Origin of the sequence: Bacillus sp. FJAT-25509 (assembly GCF_001420605.1) — a bacterium.
Lineage (GTDB): Bacteria > Bacillota > Bacilli > Bacillales > Bacillaceae_G > Gottfriedia.
In genome coordinates this window covers 80773-96896 of the sequence record NZ_LJIZ01000026.1, presented here as the reverse complement: position 1 = coordinate 96896, position 16124 = coordinate 80773, and the positions used below count along the sequence as shown (strand labels likewise).

General features: G+C 33.0%; 13 protein-coding genes and 1 tRNA gene. 2 read left to right on the top strand and 12 right to left on the bottom strand.

Annotated elements, in window-relative coordinates:
• Window positions 1-445: 445 nt before the first annotated feature.
• The 9 genes from AN960_RS16665 to AN960_RS16625 form a co-directional block, all read right to left on the bottom strand.
• Window positions 446-1156, bottom strand: a complete 711-nt coding sequence (locus AN960_RS16665; protein ID WP_286131737.1) for an N-acetylmuramoyl-L-alanine amidase family protein — start codon at window positions 1154-1156, stop codon at window positions 446-448.
• Between the two features lie 117 nt (window positions 1157-1273).
• A complete protein-coding gene (locus AN960_RS16660) occupies window positions 1274-2206 on the bottom strand; it encodes a polysaccharide deacetylase family protein (protein ID WP_056473710.1) in 933 nt (310 codons plus the stop codon).
• A 200-nt stretch (window positions 2207-2406) separates the two neighbouring features.
• Window positions 2407-3828: an ABC transporter substrate-binding protein gene (locus tag AN960_RS16655; RefSeq protein ID WP_172795427.1), complete on the bottom strand. Its 1422-nt coding sequence runs from the start codon at window positions 3826-3828 to the stop codon at window positions 2407-2409.
• A 219-nt stretch (window positions 3829-4047) separates the two neighbouring features.
• On the bottom strand, window positions 4048-5868 hold the full coding sequence (locus tag AN960_RS16650) for a sensor histidine kinase (RefSeq protein WP_056473706.1): 1821 nt from the start codon (window positions 5866-5868) through the stop codon (window positions 4048-4050).
• Entirely contained in the window at window positions 5865-6545 is a 681-nt protein-coding gene (locus AN960_RS16645; RefSeq protein WP_056473704.1) for a response regulator transcription factor, read from the bottom strand. The genes AN960_RS16650 and AN960_RS16645 overlap by 4 nt, the downstream gene beginning before the upstream one ends.
• A gap of 82 nt (window positions 6546-6627) precedes the next feature.
• A complete protein-coding gene (locus AN960_RS16640) occupies window positions 6628-7527 on the bottom strand; it encodes a carbohydrate ABC transporter permease (protein WP_056473702.1) in 900 nt (299 codons plus the stop codon).
• Window positions 7528-7545: 18 nt separating this feature from the next.
• Window positions 7546-8418: a carbohydrate ABC transporter permease gene (locus AN960_RS16635; protein ID WP_056473695.1), complete on the bottom strand. Its 873-nt coding sequence runs from the start codon at window positions 8416-8418 to the stop codon at window positions 7546-7548.
• 524 nt (window positions 8419-8942) lie between these two features.
• Window positions 8943-9689, bottom strand: a complete 747-nt coding sequence (locus AN960_RS16630) for a DUF1189 domain-containing protein (RefSeq protein ID WP_056473693.1) — start codon at window positions 9687-9689, stop codon at window positions 8943-8945.
• A 197-nt stretch (window positions 9690-9886) separates the two neighbouring features.
• The gene (locus AN960_RS16625; protein WP_286131736.1) at window positions 9887-13441 is read right to left on the bottom strand and encodes a S8 family serine peptidase; all 3555 of its coding nucleotides are present in this window, start codon (window positions 13439-13441) and stop codon (window positions 9887-9889) included.
• 722 nt (window positions 13442-14163) lie between these two features.
• Between AN960_RS16625 and AN960_RS24545 the strand changes: the two genes are divergently transcribed.
• Window positions 14164-14304: a hypothetical protein gene (locus AN960_RS24545; RefSeq protein WP_156339705.1), complete on the top strand. Its 141-nt coding sequence runs from the start codon at window positions 14164-14166 to the stop codon at window positions 14302-14304.
• A gap of 306 nt (window positions 14305-14610) precedes the next feature.
• Window positions 14611-14757 (top strand): hypothetical protein, encoded by a 147-nt coding sequence (locus tag AN960_RS24540; protein ID WP_156339704.1) that lies wholly within the window; start codon window positions 14611-14613, stop codon window positions 14755-14757.
• 119 nt (window positions 14758-14876) lie between these two features.
• On the opposite strand, the gene AN960_RS16620 is transcribed toward AN960_RS24540, so the two are convergent.
• The 3 genes from AN960_RS16620 to AN960_RS16610 all read right to left on the bottom strand — a co-directional run bounded on the left by AN960_RS16620 (window position 14877) and on the right by AN960_RS16610 (window position 15939).
• Window positions 14877-14949, bottom strand: a tRNA-Val gene (locus tag AN960_RS16620).
• Between the two features lie 321 nt (window positions 14950-15270).
• A complete protein-coding gene (locus tag AN960_RS16615; RefSeq protein WP_056473691.1) occupies window positions 15271-15534 on the bottom strand; it encodes a type II toxin-antitoxin system HicB family antitoxin in 264 nt (87 codons plus the stop codon).
• Between the two features lie 18 nt (window positions 15535-15552).
• Window positions 15553-15939, bottom strand: a complete 387-nt coding sequence (locus AN960_RS16610) for a hypothetical protein (protein WP_056473690.1) — start codon at window positions 15937-15939, stop codon at window positions 15553-15555.
• Between the last annotated feature and the right edge of the window lie 185 nt (window positions 15940-16124).

Here is a 16124-nt window from a genome sequence, read left to right as displayed (position 1 = left end):
TATAACATTCGATTTAACTCAGATAAATCATTAATTTTTCAAGAAAAAAAATCAAAAAAAAAGCTTACACATCAAAATGCTGATATGACAAGCTTATAGAGTATGACCTCAACTGGAAGCCAACCAGCGAACCCTACCCTGTAAATTATGGAGGACGAAGATAATTCAGTATTTATAAATATTTTAAGTCCATATATAGTCCAGTGAATCAAGCGGTCGATGAAATTTAACCCAACTTCATAGGTACTATGCTACTATCCGATTCCCTATCACCACAGTGAAAGGAATATTGAAGATTTCTTCCATTGTAGTTGAATAAGTATTAAAATTTCCCACCTAATCTTCCCCTTGCTTTTTTGACACTTCTACTATATTAATTTCCTCGTATGTGCTAATTGATTTCTTTCTATCTTTTTATTTTTCTCTGTCCTGATTACGATTTTTTCTAGTTTAAATAATCGACCACCCCATCAACGATTGAGTTTGTTGTCTTTGTTTGAAATTCTTCTGAATTCATTCGTGCTTCATCGGTTGAATTCGAAATATATCCAAGTTCAAGTAAGATGCTTGGTCTCGGGTTTTCTCTTAATACATAGTAATCACCAAAACTTACCCCTCGATCTCGTGCATCCAAACCATTAGTAAAAATATGATCATGCATTAATCTAGCTATTGGCTTGTCCACTATTTTATTATAATAAGTTGTAATACCTTCGACTTCATTCGTAAAAAAGGCATCAAAATGGATACTAACAAATAAGTCTGCATTACTTTCTTCAGCAATTTCCACTCGATCCCCAAGTGATATTTTTACATCATCATTACGCGTTAATATAACTTTAGCGTCAGTACGATTCTCTAGCTCATTTTGTATATTTTTGGCCATTGTTAATGTTACATCTTTTTCATTCGTTCCGTTTTGTCCACTTGCACCTATATCTTTTCCACCATGACCTGCATCAATGACAATTGTTTTACCAGCTAATATCTTCGCAGAAGATGTATTTACTCTCATTCTATTTTCAGTTGATGCTTGAGCTGTATTTTCTTTATTTTTTAATAGTCCATTATCTTTATGTTTAATGATAAATACTAATATCATAATTGATATAATTAAAAATAAGAAGGTTCTTATCCCCTTTTTTTTCTGATTCATATAAATTCCCCCCTAGTTATCTATCTATCTTTCAGATATTTAATAGTCAAATTGTTGCTAATGATGACAAACTCAATATTAGATAAAGATGAATTGAAGATTAAAATTTCAAAGACGTCAATCATTCCAAAAATTTAGTGAAAAATGTTCGTTCGGATTATATACCTTAAACGCATAACCTTTTGCTCTTAAAAAACTAACAATTTCAGGAAGTGCATCCAATGTTGTTTGCTTTTCGTGAAGTAAAATGACTTCTTTATTTTTGTTTGTTTGCTTCATTACTTCAAATACAACTGTCGAAGCGTTCGCAGTGTTCTCCCAATCAAGTGTATCTACATTCCAATCCCAAATCTTTAATCCTGCGTTAACTGCATCATTGCGAAGTTTTAAACTCAAACCTGGTCTCGAGCCATAAGGAGCACGAACTAGTCGAGTTTTTTCACCAGTCACACGATTGATAATTGATAAAGTTTGTTCCATTTCTGAAACAAAAAAACCTTGTTTGTATAGTCGATGATAGTTATGGGTCATACTATGTGCGCCAATGTAATTCCCTTCATGAACCGCCCTTTTTACTTCGTCTAGATGGTTATTTACGTTTTTTCCAATCATAAAGAAAGTCGCATTTATCTTTTCCCTGTTAAGTACATCAAGGATTTGGTTTGTTAGCATACTCGGTCCATCATCAAATGTCAGATAGACAACTTTCTGATTATGAATAATTTGTTGATTCTTAATGGATAAATTGATTTTATTTTCTTGCTCCTGATTTTGCTTTTGACTACTTTCTATTGATTTATTTAGTTTCCCGGCCTCTGATTTCTTAGCAGTTGATTGTTTTGCATGATCATCTGTGTTTTGTTTGTCACTGTTTTTGGAGGTCTTTAATTGTACTTGATCGCTTTCGGCACTTTTTGCTACATTTTCAACAGCAAATCTTTTTAATTTACCAACTAAATGGTAAAAGCTTAAGAATATGAGTAATACCGCACATAAACTTAAAATTATGCTCATTAACATCCATTTTTTCTTTCTTTTACAGGATTTCATCTCTCTTTCACCGCTCTCTCCACTCCTTGAATATCTATACAATAAAAATAAAGCTTCCGAATAAAGATAAGATAAAGATGAAATGAAGTATCAATGAAGATTGATAAAAACGGACAAAACGGACAAAAATTCTGGTTTTTACTATTTCTGGACATACAAAAAGAGACCATTTATGAATGGTCTCCTAAAATTTTATTCTTTTACTCGTTTAAGTAAGTCATTACTCTGTTCTGTATAATCTTCGCTACATTTTCCGCAGTTTTTTGACCCTTAAAATAGCTTTTCGATTCTTCCTCTATGATGATTCTGATTTTTTCATTCCATCGTACCTGTGTATTCGCTTCAGAAATCATTTGTTTCAATGGCTCCAATGATGCTTCTGAAACCGTTACTGTAGCACCTTTGCCACCTTTTCCGCCATTATCTTTTGTATTGTCTACTTTTCCATCTATTACATCTGTAAATTCCTTCTCATTTGCTGCGATATTCACAGGAAACATACCGCTTACTGATTGAGTTTGTATTTCATAAGAAAGTAAAAATTTCAGGTAATCCCATGCTTCCATTTTGACAGTGGAATTTGCATTCATCGCATAGCGATCGTATCCAGCAAAAGTAACACCTGTCTCTTTTTCCGTAGAATGTGGAAAGTCGTAAATGCTCGCATTCTGATAGTACATAGCAGAACGCATCGCATAATCGTTTACAGAATAGATTGGTGAGCTTGTAAAATACGTTGTTTTCTGCACACCGAGCTGATAATCTGATAAAACGCCGTCGTCATACATTTTTTTTACTTTTTTGATTAAATCAATAAATAACGGAGAATCGAATTTGGCTTCCTTTTTCTCCATATCAATCAGTTGGTCGTAGTTTTCATTTGAGAAAACTAAGGGATTTAAGATACCTTCAGGTGTAACTTGCATCACAGTATCAAGTGTTCCTTTTGACTTTAACTGCTTGCTTATTTCTGTAAATCGATCCCAAGTCCAGTTCTGGTGGTCATCAATTTGGATGCCTGTTTTTGAAATCGCTTCCTGATTTGCAATTAAAGCACCTAATGAAAAACGCGTGGGCAAAACGTACAGACCGCCATTTATTTTAGACTGTTCAAGAATGTTCATGTAATATTGACTTTTGTCAAAAGACGTATCATTTTCAATGTATTGATTGAGATCAACAAAGGCATGTTTATCAATGTATCGATCAATCGGCAAACTTTGATCGTTCAAGATGAATAAATCAGCACCTTTTCCAGATAACACTTCTGTCGTCGTCTGTGACACATATTTCTCAAGTTGAAGTAGAGATATCCCGCCACCGCCAGAAGCAAAGCTTTTCAGTTCGATTGTAATATTTGGATGTTTTTTTTCGTATTCCTTCGCAGCCAATACAAAGTCTGGGTGCTTCCCTAAGACTGAGATGGTGATCGTTTTTTTCTCATCTTTGCTTACCTTTAACGAAAGATCTTCCCTATTCATTTTTCCACCGTTGTTATTACCACTTTTGGAATTGTTTTGTTCTGTTTTCTTACTTCCCTCACTTTGTGTGTTTCCACTACTACAGGCGAAAAGGCTAAATATTAGGATTAAACTCATCAATAAAGCCACTATTCTTTTCATTTTTTCATCTCCCTTTCTCATATTCAGTTAATGTAAGATTACCCTCCTCAAATAAAGATGAAATGAAGATGAAATAAAGTTTTTTAAAAGATTAATAAAAATTTTAACTTAATAATAGTTGGTTAATTCTAGGAGCGGTAGCTTGAAATAAAAAATCGCCCTTTTGACTAGGGCGATCCAACAGAAAAAATAGTATAGTTAAATTTTTTTAACACAATTTCACTTATTTTTATTTAAGCAAAAGTAAAATAATACGCCATCCGATGTATTCATGACCCCGTACTTCACACCATGTAAATCTAATATATTTTTCGAAATGGCAAGCCCTAACCCAGTACTACCTTCTAATCGTTGTCTAGACCTATCTCCACGATAGAAACGTTCCCAAACCTTTTCTAATTGGCCATCTGGTATATGTGATCCTTTATTTTCCACACTTACTTTCACTTGTTCATCTTCAATTGTCATTGAAATAAAGATATGTTCATGAACAGGGGTATAACGGATAGCATTTGTAATATAGTTTGTTATGACTTGTTCAATTCGATGTTGATTTGCGAACACTTCGATTGAAATTAAATCTTTATGAATTGTTAGTTCCTTTTTCTCAATGTCTAAAGATAATTGATTACAAACATGATCAATTATTTTATCAATAAAAAAAGGTTCCATTTTCATTTTATACGTTCCAGACTCGTATTTAGCTAGTTCTAGCATATCAACAATTAATAGATCCATCTTATCGACTTCTTTTTCCATCGCTTCAAAATAGTAGTCCTTCTTATGAATAGCAACACCGTCTTTTAGTATCGATATACAGCTTTTCATTATACTGAGCGGGGTCTTTAATTCATGAGAAACACCTGAAATGAACTCTTTCCTTGTATTTTCTAATTGTTTTTCTTTCTCAATGTCTTGTTGTAATTGCGTAATATGTGAATGTAACGTATTGGAAAGTAAATTAATATTTTTTGATAAATCGCCAATCTCATCTTTCGAATGATATTCAATTCGTTCTGAAAAATCTAAGTGTGCAATTTTTCTAGTTGTATCGTTTATTCTTAATAAGGGTCTTGCAATTTTGAATGAATAGTAAATGGACGCTAAAATTGTTAGAAGTAAAACAAACGCAATGATATAGACAAAATAATCTTTTACCATTTGTACTGCTTCGTCAACTGGTTGTAGGGACGCCATTGAAAAAATATAATATGTTTCACCATTTTTATTTTTGATTGGATCGATAAAAAGTTTATATTTAATGCCATTTTGTTCATAATCGAGTGTTTTGAACGTTTCGTACTTAGATTGTTCATCAAACAATAAGCTCGTTTGAAACTCATTAATACGATCCATCAATAAGTTATTACTATATATGATGCTTGAAACATCATTCCGATTAGGAATCCGTACCTCTTGTATGATTCCCTTTGATCGATTGATTCGATAATTAGAGACATACTTTTGAGTTAATTCTACTTTCTCTTTTAGATTGTAGTGTTGATTAGTAGGTTTTATTTCTTTTTCAATGTTTGTCCAAATATATTGATTTACCCAATATGAATTATTCTGTACTGAATATAGATAGAATGGGATTTTTCTATTGTTTTTTTCAACAGTATATATATCCACACTATCTCCTTTTGAAATCGTAGGCGTATCTTTTAAAAAATCTTCTGCTTTAAAAAAATGATACAGAGGTACCCTTAAAAAATGATATGAACTTTTGCCTTCTTCTATTTTAATTTCCACATAATAATCACTTGCAGTTTTTATATTCCCATTTTGATCTAATGTTGTTATCCATGTATTTTGAGCACGATAAAAGTCTTGCTCTAATTGCTGGATTGTTTGAACATTACCTTTGCTTTTTAGGTATTGTTTCTCAAATGATTTGATACTTGATTTCAGATCATTTACTTTTCGATTTGCATAGTATTGTTTAAAAAAGATTGTTTGACCAATATAAATGGATCCAGTGATAAGCAAACACAAAGTTGTCGTTAATAAAAACAGTTTTAAGACTATTCCTAGTTTCATAGGGTTTCCTCAAACTTATATCCTGTTCGAATGATCGTTGAAATCAGTTTTGATTTACTGCCTAATTTTGTACGTAAATTACGGATATGTGTATTAATTGTTCGATCATCACCATTGTAGTCATAGCCCCAAACCTTTTGCACAAGTTGTTCTCTTGTAATCACAATCCCATGGTTTTGCATTAAATATGTTAATATTTCAAATTCAGTATGGGTTAAGTTGATATTTTCACCATCTACTTGAACTTTCCGTGAAGAAAAATCAATCGATATGCCATGTTTAGTTAATGTATCTTTCGATATAGCATTCGTTTTATATCGACTTTCAAGCAAACGTTTAACTCTTGCCAGCAAAATTGGAGGACTATACGGTTTTGTAACATAGTCATCGGCACCTAACTCAAACCCCAGTAGTGTATCATCCTCATCAACACGTGCAGTTAACATTATTATTGGTACATTTGAAGTTTTACGTATTCTTCTACAAACTGCCCATCCATCAAGCTTCGGTAACATGATATCAAGAATAATGAGATGAAAATCTTGTTCTTGAAACAATTCCAATGCTTGTGCACCATCGATCGCTTCAATTACTTCATGACCTTCATATACTAAATAATCTTTTACGATTTCACGTAAAATCGTTTCATCTTCTACTATTAAGATTTTGTATGGCATGATCTATCCACGCTCGCTTTCTATGCTCTCCCATTCTTATATTTTATCCAACATGCAATTTTATTAATTCATGATGTATCCTTTAATCCTTTGCTCCTGATAGCTGAATTCCCTTGATTAAATATTTTTTTGCGAATCCAAAAATCAATAACATTGGTGCCATATATAAAATTGATGCTGCGAAACCAATCCCTTTTGTATCTTGGATGATTTGAGATAAATATAGTGACAATGGAAATTTTGATGGATCATCTAGAAAAATAAGTGGTTGCTCAACCATATTCCAATAATCGGCGAATAATAATACGACTAGCGCAGCAAGTCCTGGTCGAATAAGTGGTAATATGATCTTTATAAAAATCGTAAAGTGACCAGCCCCATCTATTTTTGCAGCTTCGATATATGAATAAGGAATCGTCATGACGAATTGTCTGAGCATAAACACACCAAACGCACCAAATATTCCTGGGAAAATGATGGCTCCAAAACTATTTAAGATCCCTAACTGTTCTGCAATAAGATAATTCGGTACAAGTGTGACTTGAAACGGCATCAACATGGTGACCATATACACGAAAAATAGCGTATCTCTTCCTTTGAACTTTAGTTTTCCAAAGACATATGCTGCAAGTGATGCAACAATCAGTTGACCTAGTATGATTGGAAATACCATTAAGACGGAATTCCCATAAAATTTCATATTTGATTGTTCTTTGTCAATGAATGATTGTTTTTTGTCAAAGAATCCTTTATATTGTTCAAACGAGAACTTTTCAGGAAGCAACTTCAAATGGATAAACGAATCTTTTTGTGCATTGTTATCTTGTTGATTTTCAATATCTGATGGATAGTTTTGGCTAATTTCTTTCTCTGTCATAAAAGAATTAGATAACGTAAAAACGATGGGAAAAACCATCATTGCTGCCATTATCAATAAGAAAAAAGTTAAAATCCATTTTCGTATTAACGACTTTCTTTTCATCCTCTTCACCTCTCGTTCTTAACTCATAAACTTTCGATATCGACGTTCAATCGCGAAGAAAACAAACACTAAAATTAAAATACATATGACCATTAATGACGCAGCAGCGGTTAGTTTTTGAACATTTAATGAAGCAAACATGTTGTTCATATAGTGCTGAATCATATAAATGCGATCATAAGGATAATCTCCTGCGATTAGATACGTTTCACGGAATACTTTGAAGGAGTTAATAATGCTCATTAAAACAACAAAAAACATCGTTGGCGTTAAGTAAACCAAAGTAATCTGTCTAAATTTAAATAAACGACCTGCGCCTTCTATATCGGCTATCTCATAGTAATCTTTTGGTATATTTTGAAGCCCAGCTAAGAATAGGATCATGTTATAGCCGATGTTTTTCCATAAATAAACAACAGATACAACTGCAATCGACCAATTTGACTTCATCCAATCGATTTGAGTAAAGCCTAAATTCACCAACCATGAATTAAATGTACCGTTCCAGTCAAATAATATTTGCCATAACATTACAATCGAAGCGACTGGTACAACAATTGGTAAGATGAATGAACTGATAATGATATTTTTAAACAGTACTGTTTGATGCAAGCAAAGTGCCAGTAGTAAAGAAATGCCTATTACAAGCGGGACATTGATTGCCGTAAACCAAAATGTGTTTGAGGCTGCTTTTAAAAATGAAGCACTTGCTAATAGCTCTTTATAATTGAAAAGACCAACAAAAGAACCACCAATCGCTCCATCTTTAAAAGAATAAATCGTACCCATTACAAATGGAATTAGATAGAAAAGGGAAAAACCAATTAAACTAGGTAATAAGAAAAATGTTGCGACCCTACGATCGTTATTTAATCGTTTACGAATGTTCATGTACTCACTTCTTTCTATAATTGAGTAATTATAATTTGATTAATAATTCTGCTCGGAAAGAAGTATATCCTAATGAGATAAAGATGAGATAAAGATGAAATAAAGATTTGGCGAAAAAGTAATTTGTTAAAACAATAAAAAAATAAAGTATCTGTTAACTTTTTAAACACAATAAAAAACTGAGAAAGAAGACTACCACCTCTCTCAGTTTTTAATTATTTTTCATGTGTTTTAACATCAAATTCTAATTTTTTTAATTCGCTCTACTTCAATGACAAGACCATCCCCTATCTCTTCGATTTCTGCCTTAATTGCCTTTTCTAATTCATGTAAAGTATCATCAAATAGCGGTAAAAAGAAAGTTTAGGCTATCTAGGAGTTAGCAAATTGATTTTTAGTAGTAAATCCTTTTTGTACATTGCGATATACATTAAACCCAATATTTAGTGTAAAGGAAAACACGCAAGATTTTGCTTATTGGATTCTGGGTTGATTCCTGCAAAAGGTATAAAAAGACCATATCGCTATGCGGTATGGTCTTTTATTTGCCGAATTTTTCTGTAAACAAGGATTTGGTATATGAGTACGATCCCGTAAAATACCCAGAATGGTAGGGAAAATGTAATATTTAGTAATTTTGGCAGGGTTACAACAAAGACTGATAGGAGGTAAATCTGACTAAACTCCACTTTCGCTTTCATAATCCATTTTAACAGGAGTCCAATAACGGAAGCGACTAGTGCACTCCAGAACATGCCTATGACACCCAAAAGGTAATATAACACGATGAACAAAATCCCGAAGATATACATCAGATTAAACCATTTGAGGAGGTCTTTTTTGGTGAAAGACAGCTCTTTAAAGTCTTTAAAATATGTGGTTTTTGTCTGCCCCTGATTTTTTTGGATGATTTCGTTTGCTGTCACCAAAAAACCAGTTTGATATGAATCCAATATGTGTACTGTCGTTTTCCCTGTGGTATCCACCACGAAAATGGAGTTCTTTTCTTTCTCCAAATAAATCGGATGGTCGCTATTGACTGTCAATCTTCCGTCCTTTAAATTAAATTCCGGTACTTTCGTTTGAAAAGCGGATTTCATAAGCGTCATTTCATGGTAAAATCCTGGAAACTTCAATAGTATAAATAGTACCGTTAAAATAAGCGGAAGTAGAAATATATATTTTACTGCATAGGAAAATTTTTTATCTGTCAAACCAGCATAAAAGTTCATGTTCCATAGACTACACACGAAATCATTGAAAAATTTCATTCTATCACCCCGCTTTTATCCTATTAAGGACCCCGTCCAGTTATTCCTTTTCTTCTTCTGATTTTTTTCTGTTTCAGGCATTACTATCTTTTTCAAACTGTTCCCTTTCCGATAAAAATCACTTTCATATGATCTCACCCTTGTAAAATACAACAAAATACAAGCCTAGCTCATTTAAAGCCGGCTTGTACCAAAAATTAACGCTTTACTGTAATTTTTTTTGAATCTGTTGTAACTTTAAATCCATCCTTCGTGGTTACACCTGCAGAAATATAATACGTACCATCTGGGACATTTGATTCAGGTGTCCATTTCATACGTAAAGTATGCTCATTTAATACTTCTTTTGTATCAATTATGTTGCCATTTTCATCTTTAACATAAATTTTCCAATCTACACGATTGTTTGCATAACCAGTTATTTGAGCCGGATTATTTTCGTTTACATTTGTTCCAGAAACATAAAACCAACTAAGAACCATATTGTAATCAATATATGATTCGTCACCCCAAACAGTATAGCTTTGATTGTATGCATAATCATAAGCCATTACTACAATACCTTTTGGTTCAGTTGGTACACTAAGCGATGTTTCTCCTTCGTTCGTTTCATAATACTCCCCATTTACAAATACAATGGCACCGTTGTATCCGCTACCACCGGCACTATCAACAGCATTAAATGATATTTCATATTTTCCATTTTTTGGTTGAACTTGAATATCTGATACTTTTACAGCCTTTGAATCAATCTTTACAGGCAGCTTTACATATTGTGGTTTCGCAGATTCATAATCCAAAGTTGATTTGATTACATAATTATAAGTACCATCTGGAACAAACTCACCCTTCTCATTTGTTTCGTTCCATGTATAATTAGGCGCAGAATATCGATCCAACATATAGTAGAAATCACCATTAGCCATGTTATTTTTTGTGAATTTAAATGGTGAACCATCCGGTGTGAATTCACTTAGGTTTCCTAACCATTTCACTTTTTTCCCTTTTTGATCTTCAATATACATTTCAGTTTCTTTTAAATTTCGTAGTACTTGAAACGACGGATAAACACCTGGTGCGAACGTGTTTGGTGAAATCGTCATATGATCTAAATTAAAGCTATTTGTCATTCGATCATATCCCAATGGAGTTTCAGATACATCATCCCAAAGTACAGTATATCCTACATATACACCATCACTCCACGGAGCAGGATCAATATTTTTTGGTTTTGTCCAATCACCTAAAAAGCCCATATATGGCATAGCTAAAGGAACTGCTTTGTCTTTATTTGCACCAGTCGGTATAAGACGAACAAATCCTTCGATAAATGCGTCTTTCTTTAAGGTTCTAGGAAGTCGAATTTCAATATTTAAGTTTTTTTCTTGTCCTTGCTTAATCTTTAATGCAAGTCCTTGTGAGTTAGTTATCTTTTCTCCGTTTACATAGACAGAAGCACCCTCTACACGTTTACTTTGTAACGTTAAATATTCATTAGAATAATCCTTTTTCCCGTCATTGTTGTAGTCGAATTCTTTCGTTTCAGTTCCATCTGTTAAAACGTCTACATACACAGAGTATTCTAAATCATCTTTTAGATTAAGGTTTTTAAATGCTTCCACATTCAAGTTGAAAATCGCTCGATCATTTTTAATTTCTTTTAACGCTACAGCTCCAGCTTGCTCAAGTGGTGCCCCTTTTCGTGTAATAATAGCCGGAGTCGTAATTGCATTTTGAATTTGCATTAAACCAGAACCTTGAATTCGAGGAGAATAAGGTAATGTGTTATTCGAGTTAGGATCCATTATCATCTTCGAAGTATTCATTAAAGCAATTTTTGATTTTAGAACAGTCTCCTCAGAATGGCTTAATCCTTTATTATATAATGACTGTAATAAAAGTGCTGCTCCTCCTGCTACATGTGGTGTTGCCATTGATGTACCACTATAAACATCATATTGATTTCCAGGTACTGTCGAATAAATATTTCCGCCAGGAGCAGAAATTTCAGGTTTAAAATCTAACGTATAAGGTGAACCATAAGACGAGAAAGAAGACATTTTGTTTTTATTTTCATTATCGACATATACTCCACTTGAGAGTTGCATACTTATTTTTTGCCCTTTAGATAATTTTGAGATTAAATCATCACCTATAGCTTTAGAAGTAGTAACGGATGTCAAGAAGTACGGTGAAAAATCTACATTAGGGTAATCTGGTAAATCTGAGGGTGGTACTTGGATCAGTGCAACTGCCCCTTTCCTTGCTGCTTCTTGTTGGAAAGTAACATTCCCTCTATAGCCTGTTGATGGAATTGGTTTTGTTACAACGATTTTACCATTTACATTTTTACCCGCGTAATCAGCAGCTCTTCCTTCACCAACGTAAACAAATTCATAATTTTTCCCTTCTTCTAAAACGTCACTAAGTTTCTTATCAGCTTGATTTTTATATGGGAAATTTTCACCAGTAGTTGATTGCATAGACTCCACATGCATTTTTGAATTTTCATAGGATGCCACAGATAAAGCAAAAGGACTGACACTAGGTGATCCTACTGTTCCAATATCTGGGTTCTCAGCAAATGGTAGTGATGTTCTTTCTAATAAATAATTTTTCGTACTATAAGCAGCATTTCCTCCTGCAACAACAACCAAAGTGCCCTGCTCAGTTGCTTGACGAATCGCTTTTTGGACTGGATCATCTTCTTCGCCAACCCACCCCGAATCACTTCCTAAGCTCATATTAATAACATCTGCACCCATCGTTACTGCGTGCTGTATTCCTGCAATAAGATCATCCTCATATGCTCCGCCACCATAATCCGAAAATACTTTTTCTGCTAACAATTGTACGCCAGGTGCAATCCCTTTTACTCCGTCATTTGTTTCATCTCCATTTGCACCAATTGTTCCTGACACGTGTGTACCATGTGGACTTCCAAATTCGCCAGGAATAACATCTGTGTCATCATCTGCCCAGTCATATCCTGTTGGAACTTTGTCGCTATACCAAATATCATTCACATTTGTTTCTGCAAATTTCCCTTGAATCTTTTCTTTAGTCCACTTTTCTTGTTGTTTTCCTTTGTCAGTTATCGTCAAATCCTTATGTGTCCAGTCAATACCTGAGTCGATTACTCCAACTACTAAACCTTCTCCTTGATATCCATATGATTCCCAAACTTTTTGAGCTTGTACTAATTCTTTACTGGCAGCCATAGATGGTTGGAACACTTTAGCTAGATGAATATTTTTTACACCTTGAATTGATTTGATTTCATTCACATTCTTGTATTCTGTTTCAGTACTAAATCCATTAAACCCTGTAAAGAAACGATGTTTTACATGAATATTTTTTTTCGTTTTATTAAGTTTATTAATGACATTATCTTGCTTTATCTTAAACTCTTTCTCTTTTGTTTTTTCAGACATGGCTGATGCATCTACTGGACTATCAACCTCAACTATTATTCTTACTTTATCGTCTGGTTTAAACTTTTTAATTTGTTCTTTATCTAAATCGTATAAGTTTTTATCTCCAACATGATTTTTGTCACCTGATCGTTTTTGACTTTGTTCAGATATTAATCCTTTTTTTATGTAATCGCTTATATTACGATTTACTTTTTCATTTGATGAATTATTACTAACTCCTTCAGCAAATACATTTGATGAAAATAGTATTACAGATAGACCAACTGAAGAAATTACCTTGTAAGGAAATACTTTTCTTTTTTTCAAACTCTCCACCCTTTCAAACTATTAAATTATAAGCGGGTAGTCTTTACAAGAAAATTAGAGGATTAATTTGATGGAATAATTCTAAATTTAGTTGAAGTTTACAGCGAGAGAGACAGCCCCATTTAACTAGTCAAATTGAGACTACGATCTTTTTTAGATCTTGAACAAGATTAATTCACTTTACTTTTGTAAGGCAAAAATAACGATTTAAATATTAAAGATCTAAGACTTTATTGAAATAAACAAGAATATGTAATACCTCATTTCTACTTCCTTATGTTTTGTTAAAATATCTCCCCTTTCAAATTTCATATCCCCATTTCCATAACGGAACTTAATAGATATTAATCCGTCAAAAATTTTCAACAAGACAAATCTAATATTCTATCGATTTAGAACGGGAACTTTATTCATATTGTATTTGTACATGCATTCACTGTAAATTGGGGGAATTATTCATTACTTCGTTACAAGAATAGACATTTTCCTCTTATTTAAATAGCGAAATTTGAAGAATAAAATAGGTTTATGTAAAATACTCTTTAAGTATTTTATTAAAATAAGTAAATTAGATTGCTAGAGATTGGGGTAAACGGTCATTAAGACCTATAATATATTGACATTATTTTAATAAAATGGATTATTTAAATATGAACTTAGTCAATAGATTCTAAGTATATAATTTTAAAAACAATCCCCTTTGCAGGAAAATTTTACAAGAGATTTTTTTAATGTACTGCTATCAAGAGAATTTAGACATCGGAAATAGTGATTTAGAGCTTTCAGCGATTGGACTAGGTCTGATAGGAATGTCCCCAGGAATTTACAGTACGATAAATGATGAAGAATCAATTAAAACCTACCTCCATTGATGAGATTGTTTCCGCCAATTCCAGTGATTACATCATTTCTCCATGTACCTTTTAGTTTGTCACTTCTAGATGTACCAATGATCGTACATTTTTTTCCTGTACTAGTAGTTGCAAACGTATTATGACCTGGTAATAGTAAACCTAGGAAGTGTGAGTAGCGTCTACAATGATTTTCCTAGCATCCCTAATTAAAGTAATTTTTAAACATGATTTTATACTTAAAGATTAATAGATAAGTTCGGATTTATATCCAATACAACAAGGTGAGGTTCGGTAGTTAAACCACAAAAGGATGCGACAATATTAATGATAATGGGCGAGAACCCGAAGATCGTTAGTGATAGAATGGGCCATTCAAGAGTTGAAACAAAACTTGGTATTTACTCACATTCAAATGAAGAAATGCAGAAGAATACAGTTGATCGATTTGAAGAAAAATTTGGTTTAAATTAATACTCACGTGAATTTTCTGTGCAGTCTTTGTGCAATGAACTTTACCCAAAAAAGTAACAACTAAAAATAAAAAAAGCCCAAACCCTTGATACACTTAGGTTTGAGCCTTCTAATTTGTATGATCCCAACTGGACTTGAACCAGCGACCCCTACCCTGTCAAGGTAGTGCTCTCCCAGCTGAGCTATGGAATCAGAATGTAGGCTGTTAAAGCCTTACAGCTACTGAGTTTCAGGCAGTTGAGTACTTTTCAGCATTTCTCAACCCTAACTCCATTTTAAACAGATGTGGAAAAGGTGTCAACTGATGTCTTAAAGTGCTCAACTGATTTTCTAACTTTATGACCTGTTATTACTATTTTAAAAGAAGTTCTTACACTCATTTATTGAAAGTCTTTTACCTGAAAAAGTATAAGTCTTACTGCTTATCAATCAAGTTTCCTATGCTATTATTATTCTACTATTTTAGAAAAAAAAGAGCAGGAGCACCAACTACCACTAAATAAGTTTATGAATTTATTTAAAGTTATCAGTATCTACTGTTATTAATATCAGCTCAGCTCCCCCAGGAACTACTATCTTCTCTGCATCTGTAGCTGTTGGTATTGCATCTCCATCATCCTCATAGACAGCCAGTAAAGCTCCTAAAGCATCATGAGCCATTTCAACTGCTTCCTCTAGTGTAGCCCCATCAGTAAAGCAATTCTCTAGATCAGGAAAACTAACAGTAAAAACATCCTCCTCAGGTTCAATAACTACATAATACTTATATATAGTCATTAAATTACCTCCACACTATTATTCTTCAAACACTACTTCCTTATCAACTTGAGTGATTCTCCCCTCAAATGACCACCCTTTAGCCTCAATAAAACTAATAAATTCCATAAAAAACTTTTTCTCATTTATATCTAGCTTTTTGTCATCTGAAAATATTGTACCTTTTATTTCAACTCCTAACTGTTTTTTCACATTATAAATATTGCTATCAGCTATCTCAATCAGTTTTCTAGCTATTAAATCTATATTTGGAGTTCCATAGAATTCCATAATTACTCCACCACCCTTACTATCCATAGTTCTATATCTATCAGTAAGTAATTGACCATCTTTATTTTTTTCAATACCAATTTTAGCCTTATCCTCATCTGTGATTATTCTTGCCACATTTTTGTAAACATCCATTGATACCCCTCCAAATAATTGTTATTTAGTTAATATAAATTGATAATACTAAATTGTAAATGTTTTCCATTATTATGTAATTCAGTATTCTGTTATTCTCTCCAATCATCAGGCTCATGCTCTATCATATACATAGCAATAGCATAAGCATCTTTTGCATCTATATTAAAAGTATAGGCAATGGA

Coding starts and splice junctions, on each gene's coding strand:
- AN960_RS16665 (WP_286131737.1), bottom strand. CDS start 1,156: ATGAATCAGAAAAAAAAGGGGATAAGAACCTTCTTATTTTTAATTATA.
- AN960_RS16660 (WP_056473710.1), bottom strand. CDS start 2,206: ATGAAATCCTGTAAAAGAAAGAAAAAATGGATGTTAATGAGCATAATT.
- AN960_RS16655 (WP_172795427.1), bottom strand. CDS start 3,828: ATGAAAAGAATAGTGGCTTTATTGATGAGTTTAATCCTAATATTTAGC.
- AN960_RS16650 (WP_056473706.1), bottom strand. CDS start 5,868: ATGAAACTAGGAATAGTCTTAAAACTGTTTTTATTAACGACAACTTTG.
- AN960_RS16645 (WP_056473704.1), bottom strand. CDS start 6,545: ATGCCATACAAAATCTTAATAGTAGAAGATGAAACGATTTTACGTGAA.
- AN960_RS16640 (WP_056473702.1), bottom strand. CDS start 7,527: ATGAAAAGAAAGTCGTTAATACGAAAATGGATTTTAACTTTTTTCTTA.
- AN960_RS16635 (WP_056473695.1), bottom strand. CDS start 8,418: ATGAACATTCGTAAACGATTAAATAACGATCGTAGGGTCGCAACATTT.
- AN960_RS16630 (WP_056473693.1), bottom strand. CDS start 9,689: ATGAAATTTTTCAATGATTTCGTGTGTAGTCTATGGAACATGAACTTT.
- AN960_RS24545 (WP_156339705.1), top strand. CDS start 14,164: ATGTACTGCTATCAAGAGAATTTAGACATCGGAAATAGTGATTTAGAG.
- AN960_RS24540 (WP_156339704.1), top strand. CDS start 14,611: ATGATAATGGGCGAGAACCCGAAGATCGTTAGTGATAGAATGGGCCAT.
- AN960_RS16615 (WP_056473691.1), bottom strand. CDS start 15,534: ATGACTATATATAAGTATTATGTAGTTATTGAACCTGAGGAGGATGTT.
- AN960_RS16610 (WP_056473690.1), bottom strand. CDS start 15,939: ATGGATGTTTACAAAAATGTGGCAAGAATAATCACAGATGAGGATAAG.